This window comes from Superficieibacter sp. HKU1, from assembly GCF_029319185.1.
In the GTDB taxonomy this organism is placed as follows: domain Bacteria; phylum Pseudomonadota; class Gammaproteobacteria; order Enterobacterales; family Enterobacteriaceae; genus Superficieibacter.
The window spans coordinates 790,699-813,549 of the sequence record NZ_CP119754.1 but is presented as its reverse complement, the minus strand read 5'-3'; the positions used below and the strand labels follow the sequence as shown (position 1 = coordinate 813,549).

The 22,851-nt window shown below is 52.4% G+C and carries 17 protein-coding genes; 4 read left to right on the top strand and 13 right to left on the bottom strand.

All coding sequences use genetic code 11. From position 1 onward, the window contains the following. Positions 1 to 19 precede the first annotated feature (19 nt). Both deoA and deoC read right to left on the bottom strand, forming a co-directional pair. Positions 20 to 1,342: a thymidine phosphorylase gene (gene deoA, locus P0H77_RS03985; RefSeq protein WP_276163667.1), complete on the bottom strand. Its 1,323-nt coding sequence runs from the start codon at positions 1,340 to 1,342 to the stop codon at positions 20 to 22. 80 nt (positions 1,343 to 1,422) lie between these two features. Beyond that, entirely contained in the window at positions 1,423 to 2,202 is a 780-nt protein-coding gene (gene deoC / locus P0H77_RS03980; RefSeq protein WP_276163666.1) for a deoxyribose-phosphate aldolase, read from the bottom strand. A gap of 249 nt (positions 2,203 to 2,451) precedes the next feature. Here deoC and P0H77_RS03975 point away from each other — a divergent pair, with 249 nt between their 5' ends. Beyond that, the gene (locus P0H77_RS03975) at positions 2,452 to 4,002 is read left to right on the top strand and encodes a YjjI family glycine radical enzyme (protein WP_276163665.1); all 1,551 of its coding nucleotides are present in this window, start codon (positions 2,452 to 2,454) and stop codon (positions 4,000 to 4,002) included. Then, complete coding sequence (locus tag P0H77_RS03970; protein WP_276163664.1) at positions 3,974 to 4,837, top strand: YjjW family glycine radical enzyme activase; 864 nt, start codon at positions 3,974 to 3,976, stop codon at positions 4,835 to 4,837. Before P0H77_RS03975 ends, P0H77_RS03970 begins: the two co-directional genes overlap by 29 nt. A 104-nt stretch (positions 4,838 to 4,941) precedes the next feature. Here P0H77_RS03970 and P0H77_RS03965 read toward each other — a convergent pair whose 3' ends face one another. The 5 genes from P0H77_RS03965 to prfC all read right to left on the bottom strand — a co-directional run bounded on the left by P0H77_RS03965 (position 4,942) and on the right by prfC (position 9,822). Continuing rightward, positions 4,942 to 5,727, bottom strand: a complete 786-nt coding sequence (locus P0H77_RS03965; RefSeq protein WP_276163663.1) for a metal-dependent hydrolase — start codon at positions 5,725 to 5,727, stop codon at positions 4,942 to 4,944. Continuing rightward, positions 5,724 to 6,797 carry a patatin family protein gene (locus P0H77_RS03960; protein WP_276163662.1) on the bottom strand — a complete coding sequence of 358 codons (1,074 nt, stop codon included), beginning with the start codon at positions 6,795 to 6,797 and terminating at the stop codon, positions 5,724 to 5,726. The genes P0H77_RS03965 and P0H77_RS03960 overlap by 4 nt, the downstream gene beginning before the upstream one ends. Before the next feature lie 123 nt (positions 6,798 to 6,920). Beyond that, entirely contained in the window at positions 6,921 to 7,082 is a 162-nt protein-coding gene (locus P0H77_RS03955) for a DUF1328 family protein (RefSeq protein WP_007373037.1), read from the bottom strand. A 125-nt stretch (positions 7,083 to 7,207) separates the two neighbouring features. Then, positions 7,208 to 7,825 carry a molecular chaperone OsmY gene (gene osmY / locus P0H77_RS03950; protein ID WP_276163661.1) on the bottom strand — a complete coding sequence of 206 codons (618 nt, stop codon included), beginning with the start codon at positions 7,823 to 7,825 and terminating at the stop codon, positions 7,208 to 7,210. A gap of 407 nt (positions 7,826 to 8,232) precedes the next feature. Then, on the bottom strand, positions 8,233 to 9,822 hold the full coding sequence (gene prfC, locus P0H77_RS03945; RefSeq protein ID WP_276165038.1) for a peptide chain release factor 3: 1,590 nt from the start codon (positions 9,820 to 9,822) through the stop codon (positions 8,233 to 8,235). Between the two features lie 406 nt (positions 9,823 to 10,228). On the opposite strand from prfC, the gene P0H77_RS03940 reads away from it, so the two are divergent. Then, positions 10,229 to 10,606 (top strand): hypothetical protein, encoded by a 378-nt coding sequence (locus P0H77_RS03940; RefSeq protein ID WP_276163660.1) that lies wholly within the window; start codon positions 10,229 to 10,231, stop codon positions 10,604 to 10,606. Positions 10,607 to 10,846: 240 nt separating this feature from the next. Here P0H77_RS03940 and P0H77_RS03935 read toward each other — a convergent pair whose 3' ends face one another. Beyond that, a complete protein-coding gene (locus P0H77_RS03935; protein ID WP_276163659.1) occupies positions 10,847 to 11,167 on the bottom strand; it encodes a hypothetical protein in 321 nt (106 codons plus the stop codon). Between the two features lie 596 nt (positions 11,168 to 11,763). Here P0H77_RS03935 and P0H77_RS03925 point away from each other — a divergent pair. After that, entirely contained in the window at positions 11,764 to 12,807 is a 1,044-nt protein-coding gene (locus P0H77_RS03925) for a ParA family protein (RefSeq protein ID WP_276163657.1), read from the top strand. Positions 12,808 to 12,909: 102 nt separating this feature from the next. On the opposite strand, the gene P0H77_RS03920 is transcribed toward P0H77_RS03925, so the two are convergent. The 5 genes from P0H77_RS03920 to P0H77_RS03900 all read right to left on the bottom strand — a co-directional run bounded on the left by P0H77_RS03920 (position 12,910) and on the right by P0H77_RS03900 (position 22,850). Beyond that, entirely contained in the window at positions 12,910 to 14,043 is a 1,134-nt protein-coding gene (locus P0H77_RS03920; protein ID WP_276163656.1) for a pyocin knob domain-containing S74 family peptidase, read from the bottom strand. 67 nt (positions 14,044 to 14,110) lie between these two features. After that, the gene (locus P0H77_RS03915) at positions 14,111 to 21,013 is read right to left on the bottom strand and encodes a DUF1983 domain-containing protein (RefSeq protein ID WP_276163655.1); all 6,903 of its coding nucleotides are present in this window, start codon (positions 21,011 to 21,013) and stop codon (positions 14,111 to 14,113) included. Between the two features lie 51 nt (positions 21,014 to 21,064). Further along, a complete protein-coding gene (locus P0H77_RS03910; RefSeq protein WP_103678154.1) occupies positions 21,065 to 21,655 on the bottom strand; it encodes a tail assembly protein in 591 nt (196 codons plus the stop codon). A 41-nt stretch (positions 21,656 to 21,696) separates the two neighbouring features. Then, complete coding sequence (locus P0H77_RS03905) at positions 21,697 to 22,107, bottom strand: hypothetical protein (protein ID WP_245880268.1); 411 nt, start codon at positions 22,105 to 22,107, stop codon at positions 21,697 to 21,699. A gap of 32 nt (positions 22,108 to 22,139) precedes the next feature. Next, entirely contained in the window at positions 22,140 to 22,850 is a 711-nt protein-coding gene (locus P0H77_RS03900; RefSeq protein ID WP_276163654.1) for a C40 family peptidase, read from the bottom strand. Between the last annotated feature and the right edge of the window lies 1 nt (position 22,851).

The following is a 22,851-nucleotide window of genomic DNA, read 5'->3' as shown; positions in this document are numbered from 1 at the left end:
ATCACGCGAATGATGTGTGCTATTCAGTGATGCGACGGTAGACCACTGGCGTGGTTTCCGGCGCCTTATCGTCAAGGGCAATAGCCGCTTTAACAGCTTTCGCCGCTTCCTGCCAGCTGGCTTCGTCTTTGGCATGGATCACCGCCAGAGGACGCTGACCGTCAACGCTGTCGCCCAGACGCGCCATGTCGGTAAAGCCGACGCTGTAATCGATGGTATCTGACGCCTGGCGACGCCCGCCGCCCATAGACACTACCGCCATCCCCAGCGCGCGGGTATCCATTGCGCTGACGAAGCCTTCGGTGTCGGCGTACACGGCCTTGCTGAGCATCGCCGTCGGCAGATATTTCGCGTAGTTTTCCACGAAGTCGCCGGGGCCTTTCTGCGCTGCCACCATACGACCGAAGATTTCCGCCGCTTTACCGTTATCCAGCACCGCCTGCAGCTTCGCCCGCGCATCGGCATCGTCTTTGGCAAGCTGACCGGAGATCAGCATCTCAACGCACAGCGCCATTGTGACGTCAAACAGACGCGGGTTACGGTATTCACCGGTCAGGAACTGCACGGCTTCGCGCACTTCCACCGCGTTACCCGCGCTGGAAGCCAATACCTGATTCATATCGGTCAGCAGAGCGGTAGTACGCACGCCTGCGCCGTTCGCCACGCCCACAATCGCCTCGGCCAGCGCGGCGGAAAGTTCGTAAGTTGGCATAAACGCACCGCTGCCCACTTTGACGTCCATTACCAGCGCATCCAGCCCTTCCGCCAGCTTTTTAGCGAGGATAGAACCGGTGATCAGCGGGATAGAATCCACCGTTGCCGTAATATCGCGGGTGGCATAAAAACGTTTATCCGCCGGTGCGAGCGAGCTGGTTTGCCCGATAATCGCCACACCGACGTCTTTAATTATCTCGCGGAAACGGTTGTCGTCCGGAAAGATATCGAAACCAGGGATCGCTTCCAGTTTATCAAGCGTGCCGCCGGTATGACCGAGGCCGCGCCCGGAGATCATCGGAATGTAACCGCCGCATGCCGCCACCATCGGGCCGAGCATCAGCGAGGTAACATCGCCCACGCCGCCGGTAGAGTGTTTATCGACAATCGGCCCGTTCAGATTCAGGCTTTTCCAGTCCAGTACGGTTCCTGAATCTCGCATCGCCATAGTGAGCGAAACGCGTTCAGGCATCGTCATATCGTGGAAGAAAATGGTCATCGCCAGGGCAGCAATCTGTCCTTCGGAGACGGTGTTATCACGGATACCGTTGATGAAAAACCGAATTTCTTCGTCGCTTAGCGCGTGACCATCACGTTTTTTACGAATAATTTCTTGTGCGAGAAACAAGGGACCTCCAGAGGAAAAGAGTGGAAGGATAGCGGCAGGCCGGATAAGGCGCATCCGGCCGACAAAAGGAGAGGCAACGATTAATAGCTGCTGGCGCTCTTACCGTCGCCGTGACCCAGCGCTTTCAGCAGACTGGCCAGCAGGCTGGATGCGCCGAAGCGGTAATGGCGGGAGTCCGCCCAGTCAGCGCCAAACAGTTCGTCTGCAATCGCCAGGAACTGCTGCGCGTCTTCCGCGCTACGTACGCCGCCTGCCGGTTTAAAACCCACGGTTTTTGCCACATCCATATCGCGGATCGTTTCCAGCATGATGCGCGCGCTTTCCGGCGTCGCATTCACCGGCACTTTACCGGTCGAGGTTTTAATGAAATCCGCACCTGCTTTAATGGCGATTTCCGAGGCTTTACGAATGAGCGCTTCTTCTTTCAGTTCACCGGTTTCGATGATCACTTTCAGCAGCACACTGGCCGCCGCACAGGCGTCTTTACAGGCTTTCACCAGGTCAAAACCAACCTGTTCGTTACCGGCGATCAGCGCGCGGTACGGGAACACCACGTCAACTTCATCAGCACCGTAAGCAATCGCCGCGCGGGTTTCGGCCAGCGCGATATCGATGTCGTCGTTGCCGTGCGGGAAGTTGGTGACGGTGGCGATGCGGATATCCGGCGTGCCCTGCTCTTTCAACGTCTTACGCGCAATGGGGATAAAACGCGGGTAAATACAAACGGCGGCGGTATTGCCTACCGGGGTTTTCGCCTGATGACACAGCGCGATCACTTTTTCATTGGTGTCGTCGTCATTCAGGGTGGTCAGGTCCATCAGTTTCAGTGCGCGCAGGCTGCTTGCTTTTAAATCGCTCATTTGATTCTCCACGGCGTCGCCGTATAAAATTTCACCTTGCGAGTCTGTTAGTATTCTAACATCCACTCGCGATTACATATCGACATACATCACAGTTAATGAAAACTTCGTACAAATTTGCATTGCTGTAATGAGATCTACATCACTTACGACAATCGTGTTTCTGCAAATGAAGGCATCAGGATCAAAAGCGCCTTCTCTCCCTTTTCTTAGAATAGAGCATCATTACGGCATAATAAGGACGCGACAATGCCCATCCCATGCGATAACACGCTGCAACAACGTTGCCAGCAGATTGTGACCAGTCCAGTGCTCAGCCCTGAACAAAAGCGCCACTTTCTCGCGCTGGAGGCAGAAAATGCTTTACCTCCTCCGGCGCTGACGATTGCAGCGCAAGCGGCGCTGGATGACGGCGTGATTTGCGATATGTTTGAAGGCCATGCGCCGTTCAAGCCACGTTATATTCTGCCGGATTACGCCAGGTTTCTTGAGCAAGGCTCGGCGTGGCTGGAACTTGAAGGCGCGCAGGATCTTGATGACGCGCTTTCATTGTTGACCATTCTGTATCATCACGTCCCTTCCGTGACCTCAATGCCGGTCTATCTGGGTCAGCTTGATGCGTTGCTGCAACCCTATGTTAAAATTCTAACACAAGAAGAGATCGATATTCGAATTAAACGTTTCTGGCGCTATCTCGACAGGACGCTGCCCGATGCGTTTATGCACGCCAATATCGGCCCGGCGGATACGCCTGTCACCCGCGCCATTCTGCGCGCCGATGCGGAGTTGAAGCAGGTTTCCCCCAATCTGACGTTTATCTACGATCCCGACGTCACGCCGGGCGATCTGCTGCTGTCGGTGGCGAAAAATATCTGCGAATGCAGTAAACCACACATCGCTAACGGGCCGATAAATGATAAAATTTTCACAAAAGGCCACTATGGCGTGGTGAGCTGTTACAACTCACTGCCGTTAGCCGGGGGCGGCAGTACGCTGGTCAGGATGAACCTGAAAGCGGTCGCAGAGCGCAGCCAGTCAGCAGAGGACTTCTTTTCGCGTGCCCTTCCCCACTACTGTGAACAGCAGCGGGCGATTATTGATGCGCGATGTGAATTTCTTTATCAGCAGTCACATTTCTTTGATAACAGCTTCCTGGTGAAGGAAGGGTTAATCGATCCACAGCGGTTTGTCCCCATGTTTGGCATGTACGCGCTGGCGGAGGCCGTCAATATTCTGTATGAAAAAGCGGGATCGACTGCGCGTTACGGTAAGGACGATGAGGCCAATCAACTGGGTTATCGTATCAGCGCGCAGCTTGCCGAATTCGTTGCCACTACACCGGTCAAATACGGCTGGAAAAATCGGGCCATGCTGCACGCTCAGTCCGGCATTAGTGCAGATTCTGGCACCACGCCGGGCGCGCGTTTGCCCTACGGCGACGAGCCGGATCCGATTACCCATCTGCAAACCGTCGCCCCGCATCACGCCCATTATCAGGCGGGGATCAGCGATATACTGACCCTCGACGAAACCATCAAGAACAATCCGCAGGCGCTGGTCCAGCTGTGCCTCGGCGCATTCAAAGCCGGAATGCGTGAGTTTACCGCTAACGTATGCGGTAACGATCTGGTACGCGTGACCGGCTATATGGTGCGTCTTTCCGATCTGGAGAAGTATCGCGCCGAAGGCTCGCGCCTGAATACCACCTGGCTGGGCGAAGAGGCCTCGCGCAATACGCGCATAATGGAACGTCAACCTCGTGTGATAAGCCATGAACAGCAGATGCGCTTCGGTCAGTAAGCTTATCCCCTTCTCCTGCGTGGACGGGCCGGGCAGCCGCCTGGCCCTGTTTTTACAGGGCTGCAATCTGCGCTGTAAGAACTGTCATAATCCGTGGACAATAGGATGTTGTAACTATTGCGGGGAATGCGTTCCGCAGTGCCCGCATCAGGCTTTGTCATGTGTCGATGGCCGGATCATCTGGAATGCAGGTGCCTGCCAGCAATGCGACACCTGTCTTCATCTGTGTCCTCAGCAGGCGACGCCGATGGCGCAAACCATGAGCGTGGAAGAGGTGCTCGCGCATCTGCACACGTCGCTTTTTTTTATTGAAGGCATTACCGTCAGCGGCGGCGAGGCGACAACGCAATTACCCTTTTTGCTGGCGCTGTTCAGCGCGATCAAAGCCGACCCGCAATTACGCCAGTTAACCTGCCTGGTGGACAGCAATGGCCTGCTTAGTGAAACCGGCTGGGAAAAGCTATTACCCGTGTGCGACGGTGCGATGATCGACCTGAAAGCCTGGAGTCGCGAATGCCACCTGGCGCTGACAGGCAGGGATAACGCGCCGATCAAGCGCAGTATCCTGCTGCTGGCGGATCGTGGAAAGCTGGCCGAGTTACGGCTGTTGGTTATTCCGGGTCAGGTGGATTACCTGGAGCATATTGAACCGCTGGCGGCATTTATATCCCAACTGGGCGATGTGCCGGTACGCCTCAATGCCTTTCATGCTCATGGCGTCTATGGCGAAGCGAAAACGTGGCCGGGTGCCACGCCGGAGGAGGTGAATCAGGTTGCGACAGCATTAAGGGCGCGGGGCGTAAAGAAATTGATTTTTCCGGCGCTGTATTTGTAATTTTGCAGCACCGCAGACAGGGTGCCGGATATAAGTCATCGACTTGTCGGCCGGACAAGACGCGCCAGCGTCGCCATCCGGCAAAAGGTCAACGGTACGATTTTTTACTCTCCGGCAAATGTAAACAGCGCCACCGTATTCCGCCATATTGCCTCAGCAATCACTTCCGCAGGCTCCGGCCTCAGCTCGCATAATGTGGCAAACACCCGAGCCACCTGTTCAGGCCGGTTCGGCTGGCCCTGAAAACCATTCAGCGGCATATCCGGCGCGTCGGTTTCCAGCAGCAGCGCCTCCAGCGGCAATTGCGCCATCACGTTGCGGGTTTTGCTGGCGCGTGGATACGTAATGGTGCCGCCGACGCCGATTTTGTAGCCTAGCTGAATAAAGCGTTCAGCCTGCACCAGGCTGCCTGCAAAGCCATGCACAACGCCGGTCCGCGGCAAATCGTGGCGTTTCAGATGCATTGCCAGTTTATCGTGAGTGCGTCGCGAGTGAAGGATCACCGGTAAATCATAGCGCTTTGCCAGGATCAGTTGCTGATCCAGCAATGTTTCCTGACGATCAAACTGCGGCTCGTCCCGATAAAGATCCAGACCAATCTCGCCGATCGCCACCAGCTTGTCAGACGGTGCGGCCAGGTAATTCTCCAGCCGATCAAGGGAAGCGTCGGTATGGCGTTCAATGACGATGGGGTGCAGGCCGAGTGCCATATAAATCGCCTCGTGCTGCTGCGCAAGCGCACTAACGCGGGCAAAGTTATCGGCTTCGGTTGCCGGAAGGATAATTTTATCGACGCCCGCCCGCGCCGCTTTTTCCACGCTGGCGCTTTCATCGCCGGTAAAAGGCGGAAAGTCGAAATGGCAGTGGGTATCAATGAAGCGCGCCGTCACGCCAGATCCTCGTGATTAAAACTGGCATCGTTAGCCTGCGGCGCAGGGACGATCGGTGTCTGGATGGTATCATTAGCCACAGGCGCTGGCGGTACCACTACCGTCGCAGGAACCTGAATGCGCGGCGCGTGGCGCAGCAGCGGCGGGCTTTCCGCCAGCAGTTTACCGACGGTTGCCAGGAAGTAGCGTCCGCACAGCCGTCCGGTTTTGTAGTCTTCCCGCAGCGCGGGCAGGCCACTGCCCAGCGCCATACTGTTCAGTACTTTCGGTGGATAAATTTCGAAGATCCGCAGGTTGTCCGGCGGCTGTTCAATAAACTGCTGGATTGCGTGATAGCTGGTTTCGTGATGCTGCACGACGTTGACCAGCGGTTGCAGGCTGCTCTCGCCCAGCCAGCGCTCCATCCGTTTGAACCACTGCGGCGTATAGTACATCTGCGACGGCACGGTACGGATCACCACGATGGTTGTGGCCCCACGTCTGGCGGCCTCCTGCACCGGGATCGCATCGCTGACGCCGCCGTCCAGGTAGTTGATGCCGTCCAGCAAAACGCCGCTACGGTAAAAGCCCGGAATGGCGCTGGAAGCGCGGATCAGATCCAGCCAGTTTTTTTCGTCAGGGGCAAAATAGCCCGGCGTGTAGTCGTCCTGACGACAGGCGCACATATAGAACGCCTTGCCCCGTTCGAACTGTTCTGCCGCATAGCCCATCGCCAGCGGCATTTTGCTGGCGGTGGCGTCCACCAGCCAGTCAAGATCGATTAGATTGCCGCCGCGCACGAAACGCAGCGGATTGAAGAAATCGCGGGTGGTGGTGTAGCGCATGATGACTTTACGCGCATAGCCGGGTTGGTTACACAGATAAGCGGAGAGATTTTGCGCCCCGGCAGACGTCCCGAGAAAGAGATCGAAGGGGTTGAATTGCGCGCGCATGAATTCGTCCAGCACCCCGGCAGTAAAAATACCCCTTTGGCCTCCCCCTTCACACACCAGCGCAAGCTTTTCAGGACGGAAGGGTTCAACCGATAATGGCGCTATATTGCCGAGCGTCACGGGAATTCGTTGTCCCACCCTGCTTTCCTGTTTTCATTATTCTTAGTTATACGACTAAGGTAGCGCAATTTACCCGGCGCTGAAACTGCAAAAGCCAGTCCGGAGACTGGCTTTTACATTTTTACCACATCTAACTCGTCGCTATGGACGTCGACGGCCCATAAACAGGCTGACGAGGAACAGAATAATACCGACGATAAAGACGATTTTTGCTGCGCCCGCTGCCGTACCTGCCAGACCACCAAAACCCAGAGCGGCGGCAATTAACGCGATAACCAGAAATATAATGCCCCAACGAAACATACGTTTCTCCTTTACCATAGTCATTGTCGACCGCTAAACATGAGCGCTCAGGCTGCTCACTGCAATGTCGTTTACTTTTAGTTTACACGTCCCCGGCGTGAGATCCGGGGTCCGTATTCTGCGATTTACTTCGCTTTAAGGTCGTTCTTAACGCTTTTCACGCCGTCAACCGCTTTGGCGACGCTTTCAGCACGATCAATCTGTGCCTGGGAATCTACGGTCCCGGAAAGCTGGACCACACCGTCGGTGGTTTCCACTTTCACTTTACGTGCCGGGACAATATCATCGGCCAGCAATTTGGCTTTGATCTCGCTGGTGGTAGCCGTATCGCCCGCATAGCCTTTCACGCCCTGTGACTTGCTGTCACGTACGTGAAGTTTGTCGCTGACAGACGAAACGCCTTCAACTTGTTTTGTCACTTTCACCGCTTCTTCAGCCTGTGCCTGACTCTCAACAAAGCCGCTCAACGTAACCACCTTTTTCTCTGTTTTCACGGAGATGTCGGTGCTCTTAATCGTTTCGTGATCAACCAGCGCCGCTTTAACTTTAGCTGTAATCGCGCTGTCGTCCATGAAATTGCCGACTTTATTCATAGAGCTATCGATTTTTTGCCCTGCGCTGTCAGAGGTTGCTTTCGCATGATCCGCAGTAGAGCTTTCCGCCAGGGCGGAGCCGCTCACCAGCGCAGTACCTAACATCACAGCCAGCAGAGATTTAGAAATCTTCAGTCTTTTCATAGTCATCGAACTCATCCTGTAGGTTTGTCCATTATCTGGACGCTTGCGACCACAACGCCGCTTTGCTGTAGCGGTGAAATCTCACCTAATAGCAGTCAGTGTGCTTTCTCAACATAAGCGAGGCTTAATGGTAAGAAGTGGGTGGTGACCGCCGTTCTTCAGTTATTAATATGGTGATTAACAAATTAACTGGCTAATAAACCTGCTATTCACGCATTGAACAGAGCATTCAGCCAGTCAACTTGTCATCACTTTGTTAAATATAGATCACAATGGTAATTCCGCTTGCGCAGATGACTAAAAAAAGACCATTCGAAGCGAAAAAGCGTTGAATTAAGATATTTCCGCAAGGGATTAATAAGGCAGGGAAAGTAACGGGCGCGGCGGCTGCCGCGCCCGGCAAGGCATAGAGATTAGTGCTCGCGCGTTTTACGGAACTGCACGTCAGGATAACGTTCCTGGGTGATGTTCAGGTTGACCATCGTCGGCGCGATATACGTCAGGTTATCGCCACCGTCGAGGGCGAGGTGAAGTTCATTCTTACGTTTAAACTCTTCGAATTTCTTCACGTCGGTGCTTTCGACCCAGCGGGCGGTCGCCACGTTAACCGATTCGTAGATCGCTTCAACGTTGTATTCACTTTTAAGACGGGCAACCACCACGTCAAACTGGAGAACACCGACCGCACCAACAATCAGATCGTTGTTGGCGATGGGACGGAATACCTGCACCGCACCTTCTTCCGAGAGCTGGACCAGCCCTTTCAGCAGCTGTTTCTGCTTCAGCGGATCCTTCAGACGAATGCGGCGGAACAGTTCCGGCGCGAAGTTCGGGATACCGGTGAACTTCATCATTTCGCCCTGGGTAAAGGTATCGCCGATCTGAATGGTGCCGTGGTTATGCAGGCCGATGATATCGCCAGGATACGCTTCTTCAACGTGTGAGCGGTCGCCAGCCATAAAGGTCAGCGCATCGGAAATCACCACGTCTTTACCGATACGAACCTGACGCAGTTTCATACCCTTTTCATATTTACCGGAAACGACGCGCATAAAAGCCACGCGGTCACGGTGTTTCGGGTCCATGTTGGCCTGGATCTTAAAGACGAAGCCGGTGAATTTCTCATCGGCCGCCTCTACGGTACGCGTATCTGTTTTACGCGGCATCGGCGCGGGTGCCCATTCCACCAGACCATCCAGCATATGATCGACGCCAAAGTTACCCAGCGCGGTGCCGAAAAAGACCGGGGTAATTTCGCCCGCCAGGAAAAGATCTTTATCGAACTCGTTCGACGCGCCCTGGACCAGCTCCAGCTCGTCGCGAAGCTGCTGCGCCAGATCGTCGCCGACCGCCGCGTCCAGATCCAGGTTGTTCAGCCCCTTAACAATACGGACTTCCTGGATGGTATGGCCTTTACCGGTCTGGTAAAGATACGTTTCGTCTTTATAAAGGTGGTAAACGCCTTTGAACAGTTTGCCGCAGCCGATAGGCCAGGTGATCGGCGCACAGCCAATCTTCAGCTCGTTCTCGACTTCATCCAGCAGTTCCATCGGATCGCGGATGTCGCGGTCCAGCTTGTTCATAAAGGTAATGATCGGCGTATCGCGCAGACGGGTGACTTCCATCAGCTTACGGGTCCGGTCTTCTACCCCTTTTGCAGCATCGATGACCATCAGGCAGCAGTCGACCGCCGTCAGCGTACGGTAGGTATCTTCCGAGAAGTCTTCGTGCCCGGGGGTATCCAGCAGGTTGACGAGGCTGTCGTGATACGGAAACTGCATCACCGAGGTGGTGATTGAGATCCCACGCTGCTTTTCCATTTCCATCCAGTCGGATTTGGCATGCTGGCTGGAGCCACGGCCTTTTACCGTACCGGCGGTCTGGATCGCCTGTCCGAACAGCAACACTTTTTCAGTGATGGTCGTTTTACCGGCATCCGGGTGAGAGATAATGGCAAAGGTTCTTCGCTTGGCTACCTCAGAGAGATAGAGGGACATCGACATATTTTTCTTTTCCATTATGTACATCATTATGTACAAACTAAAATTTATGGAGTTGATTGTACATTGCGCTTTTAAAGGTTGATAGTACAACCTCATTGAAGATTGCGATTTCAGTTTGATATAACTGTTTGAATAGCTTGTAAAGTTACTTTTATTTTAAAGAAGATGATAAGACGATTAACTATTCTTATTGTCGTGAACGCATAAATTCATCGTAAAGTATGTCCTATGTTCACTCGTTTTGGGTGTATAAATTATTACCAGTTAATGCATGTTTCATTGTCGGCACAGTAAGCGTTTTTTGTTGCTGCAAATTAAAGAAGGTTGAAATTGATCTTGATTGTCCCCATCATGAGTGTATGATGATTGACCAATTTTTGTTCTGCATACTTAGCCAGGATCTACAATGTTACAAGAAGAAAAGGACGCATATGATAAGGCTATTGAGTCAATTGTCTATGCTTTGGAGTCGTTAGGATCTCTCTTTTCAGTGCATGGCATGGAGGGTCTTTACGAGCTGACAAATCCTAGTTTTAAAGAACTTCAGGATACTTTGGCTAAAATGAAGTCAGGTGCCGATGAGCTTAACCATGAAATTGAGCGCTTGGTAACTGAGAAACACGACCTTGATGCCGCAGGGGCAAGCGTGGGATTGATGAATATCCGACAAGGCATTATGTATGCAGAAAGTCTTTTAATGGCTGTTCAGCAGAAAGATTTGAAGAAATCTTTAGAGGCGCATGAACAGGTTGTTAATCACGGAATTCAACCCAATACTTGGTAGTAACCCGAGCAGGAGCAATTATGACTATGAACAAATCATTGCAGAAACTTCTTTTAAACTCATACAGGCTTCGTGGTCTTATAGATGACCTCAACGAACGTGCAGCAAAGAAAAAACCTGTTAAGAAAGCTGCTTAATGACTAGAAACCCGGCAAATGCCGGGTTTTTTGTTAACGCAAAGAGTTGTCTGATTTGCGATTATTCGCATCGCCATTTCTGCCAGCGTAGATGCTAAAAACCTTACATCACCGGGCAATCATCCTCTCTGGTTCGGTTGATGAAGAACGTCACCACGCCGACGACATTAACATCGTCCAGCGCCTCTCCTTCGATCGCATCTCCATCATCGGTAATGAATGCCTGGCCCAGCAGCTTTGCGAACTTTGAATGCCCATGGAACTGGATCATCACCGTACTGCGCTGCTGGCAACGTAACGCACCGTTGATGACGGCATAACCAGATGATGTCTCAATAACCAGGCTGTTATTGTCGATCTGGCAAATCGTCTCTGGTGTTAAGCGGCGCTCGGTATAATCCTGAGCCGGTGAAGGAAATCCCATTAATGAACCCTCCCCATGTTACGCAGGATCCAGAACCTGTTTTCGCTAAAGTCAGGCGTCTTATCAACGAAATCAGGCTGGTAACGTTCTATCCATCTGTTTGCTTCCGCTTGCGTAAAATGCCAGTTTCTCACCCGCAATTCGCGGATAAAATCGTCAGAGCGCAACCATAAAAATCCTTTTGGGTTTTTCATAACGGCAGCTCTGAATGCGCTGTCAATCTCATATATGCGAGGCATTATTGTTATCCTCTTTCATTGCTGTGTATACATACAGTATTTTTAAAAGGGACGAAGATCAATATAGCGATAGCTATGAATGATGAACTTTTCACATCAAAGCTAACCTTTTGATTAAGGAAGTCATTGCCTGTAAGCGATTCATGTAGAGATGTAGCGTTGGTTTGTTTAGCCAAGAGATAATCAGAGGCCATAGGGAAGCGATTTTATAACTGCAAGGTATCTTAGAACCTGCATGAAATCATAAAACCTGCAAAATTATCAGAAACCTGCAATAATTTATTAAACCTGCACTTTTTTCTTGCTCCTGCTGCCTTGTGGTGGTTAAATATTGCTGTTCACTTCAGGAGGTAAATCATGGCTTCATTAGTTGAAGATGTTTTAAAGCGTTATGCGCAGGTTGTCGAAGAAGGTTATATCTCTACTGGCGGACCGAGATTTAAAAGTTATGCGGTTTCCAACCTGCGAGGAGGTGTTGGGAAATCAACCATGTCTTTTAATCTGGCATATGAGATTTCTAGACATACATCAGTATTAGTTGCCGATCTTTGTCCTCAATGCAACCTCACTGAAACGTTACTGAAGGGGGCCGAACCGAAAGTTACAATTTCTCATGCGTTAACGCCGAAAATGTTGGGCCCAGCCTTCGGCGAAAAACCCGAAGATATTTCTTATAGAGTGAGTTCTTACATAGATGATTTTAAGGGCGGAAAAGCATGCTATGCAATTCCCGGTGATCCAGAGCTATTTGCTTTCCCTTCAAGTATGTATCAGCAGCTACAGGTAGCTCTTTCTCGCGGTGAACCCAAAGCAGTGGCTACCCTTTTAACCTCACTTCACTCAATAATGAATGAAGAAGCAAGGGATAAAAAATGTGATGTTCTATTGATGGATACCAGTCCTTTTTATGCGGGTGGGACTCACTTAGCCTGGTGCGCCGCTGAAGCGTTAATAATTCCTGTAAGGGTTGATGAGCATTCAATTGAGTCATTAAGCCTAACAATGGATATGCTGTCGAGACGTGACAAAGACTTCCAGATGTGGAACGAGCGCGCGGGTGGTTTAGCCTCTCCAAAAGTGGCAGCAATTGTTATGACAATGGCTGGCTCGAAAAGTCGACTTTCATCCACCCCGGGCAAGGCTTCTCAAATGTATATAGAGAGAGCTGTAAAAATTGCAGAAAAATATAAAAATCTTTTTGCTGATGATGATGTAAGTAAAGCTTTCGTAGTTACCGATGACTTTGTATCCAGCGGGCAGATAAGTGGCGCTGAAAGTATACCAATTTCACAACTCAAAGTTGGTAGATTCCATACTGTCAGCGAAGGAAAAAGACTTCAGGTCAACCAATCTGTTACAAGGTATCAGAGGCAGCTTAGATATTTAGCTAGCCTTCTTTAGAAGAAGCCCGGCCACTGCGCCGGGTTTTTATTGCCAAAAGTAGAAAGCTTCAGCAGCGCCACAATCAATCAGTAATGAAACTACATTCAGAAGCTTGGGTGGTTACTGAGAAACTATCTGAGCTTTCAAATCGTTAACCGTATTTTGCAGGTCAGTTATCTGGTCCTCCATTGCCTGCATCGCTAACGTCATTTTTGCCATCATTGCGATCGGTTCAAGGGTGTAGGCTTTTAACGGGTCCGGTTCGTCGCCCTCCTCCAGCCCCTGACCCGAAACACACTCCGGGCTGACGGCTTTCAGATCGTTGGCGATAAAGCCCAGCATTTCAGGCGACTCTGGGATAACGTCACCTCTGGCCCTCATTTTAAATGTCGCCGTAGCCCAGCGCATCACCTCCTCCAGCGCCACCAGTCTGTCATCCAGCGGTGTATACTCAATGTCTTTCTTTAGCCCTCGATCTGACGTTGACGTGGTGTTCAGAGACCCTACAGCCGTATTGTCAACGTAGAGGACCATACGCGACCCATCCCAGCCAAAGCAGTAATTGTTAGCCCCTGAAGCACTACCAATTCCCATATGCGATTTGAAACCACGGACGCAGTCTAAAGTTTGAGGCAGGAACAGACCATTGCCGCCCCACGAACACACATCAACATTACCGCCAACGGTGAGAATAAAAGTATTATCATCACCGGCTTTCAGGATCACCTTATCTTTTCTTAGATGCACCGCGCTGGGCATTACAACTTTTCCGGTAAACTCCGGGTCATTTGTATAAGCCAGTTTTTGCCAGGCGGTCCATGATGCGATCCCGCTGGCGTTTGCGTTGCCAGTCCTGACCCATACATTTTGGTTGTTAAAGGGGAAATATAGCTGAGTGCATCCAGCGAGGCCGTTTGCAGCGTTCTGCATAACCAGAAGGTTACCTGCGACGTATTCAGGGTAATTTCGCGCCGCGGTCGCATTGGCTGAAGCAGGCTGAATCCAGAACCCTTCGTTCCTGCCGTCAACTTCGTTAAGCAGCCGGGTCCCAAGATTACCATTTTGCTTAATGGTCCCGACAGTTGCGGCCATCATTTTGGCCCACGTTGCCGCCAAAAACGTGGAACCGTCAGCGCGGGTCAATGTCACGTCGCCGCTGCCATTAAACATTTTGTCCTGATTCTGAATGTCGAGCTGGGCAAGCTGAAGAATTTTTGTCAGCCCTGCTGCCAGTTCATCGGAAATAGTTGCCATTTTTATTCCTCAAAAAAAGGGAGGCAAAAGCCTCCCGTTGAATGGTTTTATTTAGCTGAAATATTTATCAGTTTTTCACTACCAGAAAGGTGTAATTCTGAGGGAAGCCAGACGGCCCCACGCCACCGCTGGCGCGATAAGTTACCTCGTAGTAGACACCTGGATTGAGTAGCCAGGTTCCTTCTGCAACGTCAAAAACGGTCTGGTTTGAGTTGCTGGCGGCGATATGTTTATCAAAAATATTGGCGGTCCCTCCGTCACCCGCAAAAAGTTGCAGGGTCATATGCGCCTGACCATACAGGTAAGTAACCGTACTGTTTTCAATCCTGGTGGCGGTGGCCGCCATCATGGGTGCGCTTATCGCAACGATCCGGCGCGGATAGGGCGCGGCTTCGATTTTAGCGGTGCCGTTTATGCCTATAGTGAACGACTTAACGACATCCCCTTCCAGCTTCTCCGCATAAACGGTTCCCTTAAACCAGCCGTCGTTGGCTTCAATGCGGCCCTGAACGGTGCAGGTCTCTTTGATGAGGATATTATTCATTTCCCCGGCATTCGCATAAACCGTACCGCGAATGGTGACATTGTTCAGTTCAGCATTGCCGTTCTTTGGCAGGTTCCACCCCTGCTGTCCCGGAACAAAGTTTGTGGAGCACAGCGTGTCACTGATTTTGCCGAAATCGATGCTTAAATCCTGAATCATCGCCGCCCGAAGATAAGCGGTCGCACCACTCACCGCGAACGCCAGCACCCGACCACCGGCAGCATTCGGGTTATAAATTCCGAACGTGTCAGCATCAATCAAAAACTGAGATGACCCATTGCCGTCAATACCCAGCTGCATACCGGCAACGTATGAGCGCCCCTGTGCATCTACCTGCACTTTAACGCCCCACTGCGCCGACAGTTTGCCGGACACATCGGCCAGCGCAGAGGATGTCACCTGAATAGCGGCGGCATTCTCCCCGACGCTCGCCTGCAGAGTGTTCATCTGCTGCGCCAGCGCGCCGGTCTCGTTTGCAATGGTGACGTTCACTTCGTTAATGGACGCGCTGATTTTCGTGTCATTACTGACAATTTCGGCACGCTGCTCGTAGAAGCCGCGGAACTGCGCGAAACCTGCCTGGGCGATGGATTCGAATGTCTGAGCCAGACCCGATTCCGCGCCCTCCACACGCGTTTTCAGGTCACTGACAGATTTGGTCGTGGCGGTAATATCCTTGCCCTGCTGCGTTACCTTCGCAATAGTGTCATTAAGCGCCTTCGCTTCAGCCTTTTCACCCAGGCTGGTATTCAGCCCTTCTATACTTTCAGCCTGAGACGTCAGCGTGTCGCCCTGCTCCTTAGCGGTGGTTTTTAACTGCGTGATAGCGGTTGCCGTATTTGTACTGAATTCCTTCAGCTCTGACTTAAGCGCTGTCGTCGCCGTGGCGTTTGATACCGTGTCCTGGCGGATAGTGCTGGGTACAACAACCGACACTCCGCCAACCGAGATCAGGTTGACGGTCTGGCTGGACAGAGTGTAAGCCCCGGTTCGCAGGACCGGTGTCACATTAAACGGCGTTGACACGTCGTACTGAGAACCGCCGCGAAGGTAGATATACTCGGTTGAAGAGTTAAGCATCTGACCGACGTTCACCACAGGCGCAACGCCGCCAGTGATCCAGTTAGGACGGTACTGATACTCATAAATATTCCGTTCAATATCGTTAGCGCCCCAGCCGCTACCGATCACCGACCATTCCATCGACGCATTGAACCCATTGGCATGTAAAGCCCAGTCAGGGTTTTTATACGTGCCGTCAGCCTGTTTGATACCGTATGACTTATCCAGTGGGCGGGCCACGCGGATGCGTGTCGGCCCCTTAGATATTCCGTTTGACGGGATCTGCATCGTTACCGGGTAATACATGTTCTGATCCAGCGCGGTCAGGTCGATGCGGGTTGTTTTCAGGTCGATGGTGTCAATCCGCTCGCCCTGTCCTTTGACCGTAGTCGTCAACTCCGAAACTGCACTGGCGTCAGCTTTATTTTTGAGGCTGTTATTCAGCCCGGTAATTGCATTCTGCTGGCTTTCAATGTCACCCTCGGTATTAGTGACACGCTGGCTGAGCACGCTCAGTGCCTGCTGGCTCGCCTTACCGCCCACATCCGTTTTCAGCTGGGTAATCGCATCGGCCTGCGCACTGATATCCTTCCCGTTCTGCGTCACCTTAGCGTCAAGCACGCTCGTGGCTGATGCGTTAGCATTGGCAATCGCCGATGCGCCAGCGCCCAGACCAACCATCGTCCCGTTGATGAACTCAATTGCAGCAAATACGCGCGCGTCGGCTGAGCCGCCAACCGGGCTGACCAACTCCTGACCGCTTCCTTTGCCGATCCCCTTGCAGCCCAGCAGGATGTACGCACTGCGCGATACCATCTGCGCCATGGCTTCACGACTGCCGCCAAGACTTTCAATCGCGTCATAGATTAGGGCCTTGTTGCTGTTTGGCTCGTCCCATGTCGTAACTGCAACATACGTCCCGTTAGCCAGTGCCGCTACTGCATCCTTGAATGCCTGAGCAGCAACAGACCCAGAATAAACATCGAAATTAGTAGAGGTGAACGACGTGGAGCCGTCCGCATTGGTCCTGAAGACTGACAGCATGTACGACCGCGCCGGTGTGGCTACTTTCGTCCCGTCTTCACGGAAAATACCCGCGGCGCTGATGCCACCGGTGCCGCCACTGCCGACCGAAACCGCCCGGAAAACAGTACGGCGCCCGATACTGGCTTTCACCTGCGTCAGGGCGGTACCCTGCGCGTCCACGGTATCGCCGATGGCTTTCACTTTGCCGTCCAGCGTGGATACAGCGCCAGCGTCGGCTTTCGTTTCGATGGCTTTGGCGTCGGTGATATCCATTATCCGCACAAAATCGACATCCATGGTGCCTGCTGAAAGATAGGATGACACCGCAACGCATACTGTTATATCAGCACCGCTGACCGTATATTCCAGGCTTTTTTCTGTCCATACAACCGGCCCTTTACCTGATGAGTCAAGGAATGCCACGGCTCGCAACAGGTTGTCGTTGTTATTGTCCCTTAAGGATATCTTTGTGTTGTCTGCACCTCCGGTGGCATCAGAGGAGAACTTAAAGACGGCTGACAGGCGGTAAGTCCTCCCTTTCAGCAGCAGAATATTTTTCTGGGTTAGCTGTGAAATATTCGCATTAGCAGCAAAGCGAAGCAATTTATCGCCGCTGTACGCTCCGCCGTTAATGATGCTCTGAGCCTGCGGATAATCGCGTTTGTCCCAGAAATCAAAATCAGACTCAAACGATCCGTTGGTCAGCATGTTGTCCGCATCAATGTTTGCATATTTCAGCGATGCGCTGATGTTTGTGATCGTCTTGCCCTGGCTGGTCTGGGCATCCGTTAGCGTTTTCAGCGACTGCTGGACTACGGTCTTGTTGTCGTTGAAATCGGCCTCCAGCGCGACAACATCTTCGGCGATGGCCTTCTCCGAAGAGATGCGGACCTGTCGCTCATTAAAAATTAAGCCGCTGGTCAGTTTCGACGGATCCGTGCCGTCGGTACCGCCGCGCAACTGCGCCGCCAGGGTGCTGCGTGCCGTGGCTTCTGCTGAGTCTGCCGCGATACGCGCTGTCGCTTCATCCTGAAGCGCCGCGGTGCTGGCACCCGGTGCCGGGCGGCCCACAGCTATCCAGTCAATCAGAAAATAGTCACTGGCCGTCTGGGCGTTACTCAGGTCCAGCCGGAACTGCACCACGTTCGCCAGCGCATTCCATTTGATATCGCTGAAATCGATAGTCGCCACGCCGCCAGCGTCAAATGCTGGTTCCGGCAGCGTCATCATCCTGGCGTCGGCAAACTGCCCGGCGATACCGGCCCAGCGTAACTGGCCTGCCCAGACCGGTTTCCCGGTCCGGATAATCCGCAGCTTCACGAATTTATACGACGCCGCATCAATGTTCAGCCCTGCAGGAGAAATCACGTACGGATCGGTTGCGTGGTTCGCCGGACGCAGGCAGTTATCGACTACCGCCGGCGCGCCGTTGCCTGTCCACCCCTCCACGCTCGCAGAGTTGAAATGCCAGATTTTCAGGGAATCGAACTGCGTGCCGCTGCCAGCCGCCACTTGGGCAATAGACTGCGCCAGCGAGTCCGTTTTGTTCTGAATAATCAGGTTGGTTTCAGAAATTGCCGCTTCGCGCGTCAGTTGCTCGTTAAGCAATCCATTCGCTGCGTCAGCCGCGACCTTCTGATCCTGCTGCGCGCGGGTGGTTGCCTCATCCGCGATTGCCGCGGTGCGATCAGAGGCTTCTTTAGTCAGTGCCTGCGTGCGGGCCGTAGTTTCCTTTGAAATAGCAGCAGCGCGATCGCTGGCTTCTTTGGTGAGGGCGGCGGCACGGTCAGTAACTTCTTTCGCGATCGCGGTCTGGTTGTCCTGAATCGACTTATCCAGCTCTTTGTACGTGTCGGTGTCGCGGATCGCCTCGTCCATGTTGTCGATGTAGTCAGCGACGTTATCGGCCGGCATCCCGCTGACCCAGCCGGTCCAGTCGCTCTGGTTGCCGGTTTTGTCCACCAGCCGCGCGCGGTACCAGAACGTCACCCCGAATTTAAGGCCGAGCTGCTGGTAAGTCTTTTGCGGGTACGGCACATCGGCCAGCAACAACGGATTTTCGCCGCTGGCCGCCGCGCTGTACTGGATCTCGGTTTTGAGTGTATCTTCGGTACCGGCCGGAAAATTCCAGTTCAGCACGACGCCGAAAATAATTCCCTGCGTTGAAAGACCGACCGGCGCTGAAGGACTCCCTACTTTGCCAGTCAGCGTTTGCTCAGGAGAATAGCCCCAGCCACTCGATATTTCAGCGGCATTAATGGCACGAACACGCACCAGGTAGCGCCCGGCATAAATGGCAGGCACTTCAAAACTGGTGGTGGCGCTGCGCGGGACATTAACCCAGTTACCTTCGTTACGCCGCCACTGCGCTTCATAGGCGATAGCGTTAGCAGCAGGCTCCCAGGTGGCTCGCATGGTTTCAACGCTCACACCCTGATTCACTACGGAATAACTGTCGATCAGGATGTTTTCTGGTGCCGCCTGGTTACCGGGCGGTATAACACTTATCGGGCGCGGATCGATGATCGCCCCGGTATCAATGCGCGCGTATTTGTCCGGATCGTGCGACGCGGCAGCAATGGTAAAAGTGCCGTCATTGTTATCGGAAACGCTGACCACACGATACTGTTGCGCGTACAGTTCGTCGGACTCGACCACCCATACGCATTCCGCCTGGGGAATTTCGCTGAAAGCCGTTGTGACGGTGACAATTCGCCCGCTGATGTCCTGAATTGTACGCGTCTGAGATGCGCCGGAAGGCAGGTTCAGGATTAAGCGATCGCCGGCCTTAGCATCAGCCTTGCGATCAAGGGTGATCACACGGCCATTCACAGCGCTGATGCGTCCACCCGTCACTTTACCGGACAGCATTTCATCAGCGACCGCGATAATGTAGCCAGGCTGCGGGATATTGCCATCCAGCCCGACAGAGAACGTTACAACGCGATCCTTATTGTTGGTCATAATGCCCCAGCGCCCTTTTCGGTTGGCTTCTGACTGGCGGGTACAGCCGATCGCGGTCATTTCAAGCTGGTTGAAACCATAGCGAGCAACCAGAGCCTGCTCAAATACAGGCTCCATTGCATCACTGTAGCCATTCTGAGGATCTGAATACGAAACCAGCGCGTTCGTGTAACGGGTTTTAGCTGTGCTGCTGCTGTATGTAAACAGGCCATCAATGACATTGGCGCGGGTATAGCTGAAATCGATATCGCGTGGCATATCCGCCAGCGCAACGATCTTATCCCCGCCCCAGTACGTCATACCCCGAAAAATTGCAGCGAAATCACGAATAACGGTATAAGCATCGTTTCGATCCTGTATATAGACGTCACATTTATAGCGAGGCTCGGTACCGTCGCCGCCCTTACCATCAGGAACAAGCTGATCGCAGTATTGCGCGACCTGATAGAGAACCCACTTATCGATATTCTCTGCGGTCAGACGATTACCCAGCCCAAAGCGCTCGGTCACGACCAGATCGTAAAATATCCACGCCGGATTATCCGTCCAGGCCCACTTAAAACCACCGGTCCACGTACCACTGTAATTGCGGGTCAACGGATCATAGTTATCCGGCACACGCATAACGCGCATTTTCGGTTCACAGGAAACCTGCGGAATATTGCCGTTAAACTGACTGGAATCGAATTCGATATACAGCAGTGCTGTATTGGGGTAGCGGAGCTTTGCATCAATAACTTCTGTATAGCTCTGCAGCGTCATTGTGTCGCCGATTTTTGCACTGTGTGCATCCGCTGTGATTTTACGGATGCGCACGGTCCAGCCCCGGCTGGCACGCGGTAAATCAATCCGATGGCTACGCTCATAACCTGAGGTGGTTTTACCGGAGACAGACGTATTAAGTACGGTCTGCCATGTGCCGCCGTCAGTCTGCAAATCGACAGCGTAGTTAATAACATTGCCAACTAAATCGCCGTTATTTTGCTGCCTGAAAATAGACGGCCATTTAAGGCGAAGGCGCACAGCGGATAACTGCGTATTATTAAAAGTATGAGTCCACGCAGTATCGCTTGAGATTTCAGAGCCAACATTAATTTCGTTTACAGTACCCGGCATCCCCTGAATATAGGTTTGCGCCTGGGTGCCGGGACGGAATTCCCATCTGACACCGGAAAAGTTTTCTGACCCGTCACTGTTTATCAGCGGCGTGCCATCAAGAAAAATACTCTTCCCGTCCAGCCCACCTTCAAATTCACCTTCGCCAAGCGCGAGCAGAATTTTTGCTTTTGCGATCGACTGCAGGTCGTCCGGCTGTTCTACGGGCGTGCGTTGTTTAGAGCCGCCGCCTTTGCGTCCTTTAATCTGGTTTGCCATATTACACCCATAAAAAAACCGCCGGGCGGCGGTCTGAACTGTGGAGATATTTTATTGCTGGTCTTCGACGTAAATCCCGGCTGAAAGCACTGCACCACCGATGCGCCGTTTACCGTACCCCAGTGGAACGGGATAACCCTGGGCGGTGGTGTTGGTTACGCTACCGAAGGCATAGGAGGCGCGGTTATCTGGATCCTGTTTGCTTGCAAGTCCTGCGGGCTGTGGAGAGAGCATCTGAATAACTCCACCCAAGGCCATTGCTCCACCAATCTGATATAGATAGGGTGAGGCAGCCGCAAAAGGTGTGAAATTAAGCACCGCCCCAACAGCTACAATCACAGCACCAAGAATAGTTTGAAGCATACCAGCACGCTTACTTCCAATTATTAGGGGTACTATTCGGATGACATCGCCACTAACGGGGTAATCCAAATCATCAAATCCAATATTTTTTTTACCCTTAAAAATAGCGTACGTTAATCCTCGCTTCTGGCTATTACTCATATAGCTTTCAAATCCGTTTATTGTACAACTTAAAGCTCTTCCGGCTTCGTGGACGGTACTAATTAATCGATGATGCACTTTACCAAAAGTCTTACCTAAGCTCCCGCCAAGCTCAATGCGAGTCATTACCTCTTGCATATAAACCTCATAAAAAAACCCACTGAAAAGTGGGTCGTATATTAATTTAAAGTTGAGGGGAGGATGTCAACATTACCGCTTTGATCGATAAATATTCTTAATCTCTTTGGTTGTTGAGATTTAACAATGAATTCCCGCTCTTTCCTTTGAGGCCCATGGCAAAGCCCCGATCCTTCGAATACTGCGCCAACAACGATTTCTCCTGGCACCACATAAGCTGTAGCCTTTTCACTTGTTTCAAGTTCAGCTACCTTTTTTCCATTAATATATGCCGTAACGGCACAACCGCCAGCAACAAATCCTTTATCTCTGATGATTGTCACAGGCACATTACCTTGTTTCATCATGAATTCAGTTGATACGCCGACATTCCTTGCCAAATCTGGTGATACAGGCGTTGTCGAACATCCAGAAATGCCAATAGCAACTAAGGCCAACATGAATTTTTTCATTATCTGTTTCCCTTCATTAATTTTTATGAAGGTTAGCACAGTGTCTTATATCTAAGCACCTTCATAGTGCGTTCTTGCCAGTATCCACCGTAAGGCACCCGGTTACTCAGCATGCCGTAAAGGTGGTGCATCATCATGTTGCCTTCCAGCATGATCCCCGCGTGGTTCCATTTAGCCGACTGCACCTGCATGATGATCAGATCTCCCGGCTGCGGGTTGCCGGTGAACTCCCGGAAGCCGCATTCATACCAGCAGTCCTGATAAAAATTATCCGCGTACTGGTCTTCCCACCACGGATAATCCACACGGTAATCGCGCAGTTCGATGCCATAGGTCTGGCGATAGTAGCTCATCACCAGACCCCAGCAGTCAAAATGACCGAGCACGAAAGGGCGCTCCAGCAGGGGCAGTTCACCCCGCGGCTGAATGGTCCGTAAATCGCCGTCCGGCCAGCTCACGATATGCAAGGGTAAAAGCGTGGCGTCACACTGCGCTTTGTCCAGTTCGCTCGGCTGCGTCGTGGCGTCGGGATGGCTGTGCACGATGGCGGTGACTGCGCCCCAGTCTTCGGCAGCAGCATAATCTTCCGCAGAAAGGTGAAAGTGTTCCTCAGGGTCAACGGCCAGATTGCGGCAGGGAAAGTAACGCTCGACGCGGCTTTTTTGCGCCACCACGCCGCAGCACTCGCGCGGGTATTCCAGTTCCGCATGCGCCATAATGGCCGCCAGGGTTTTCTCGCGCATA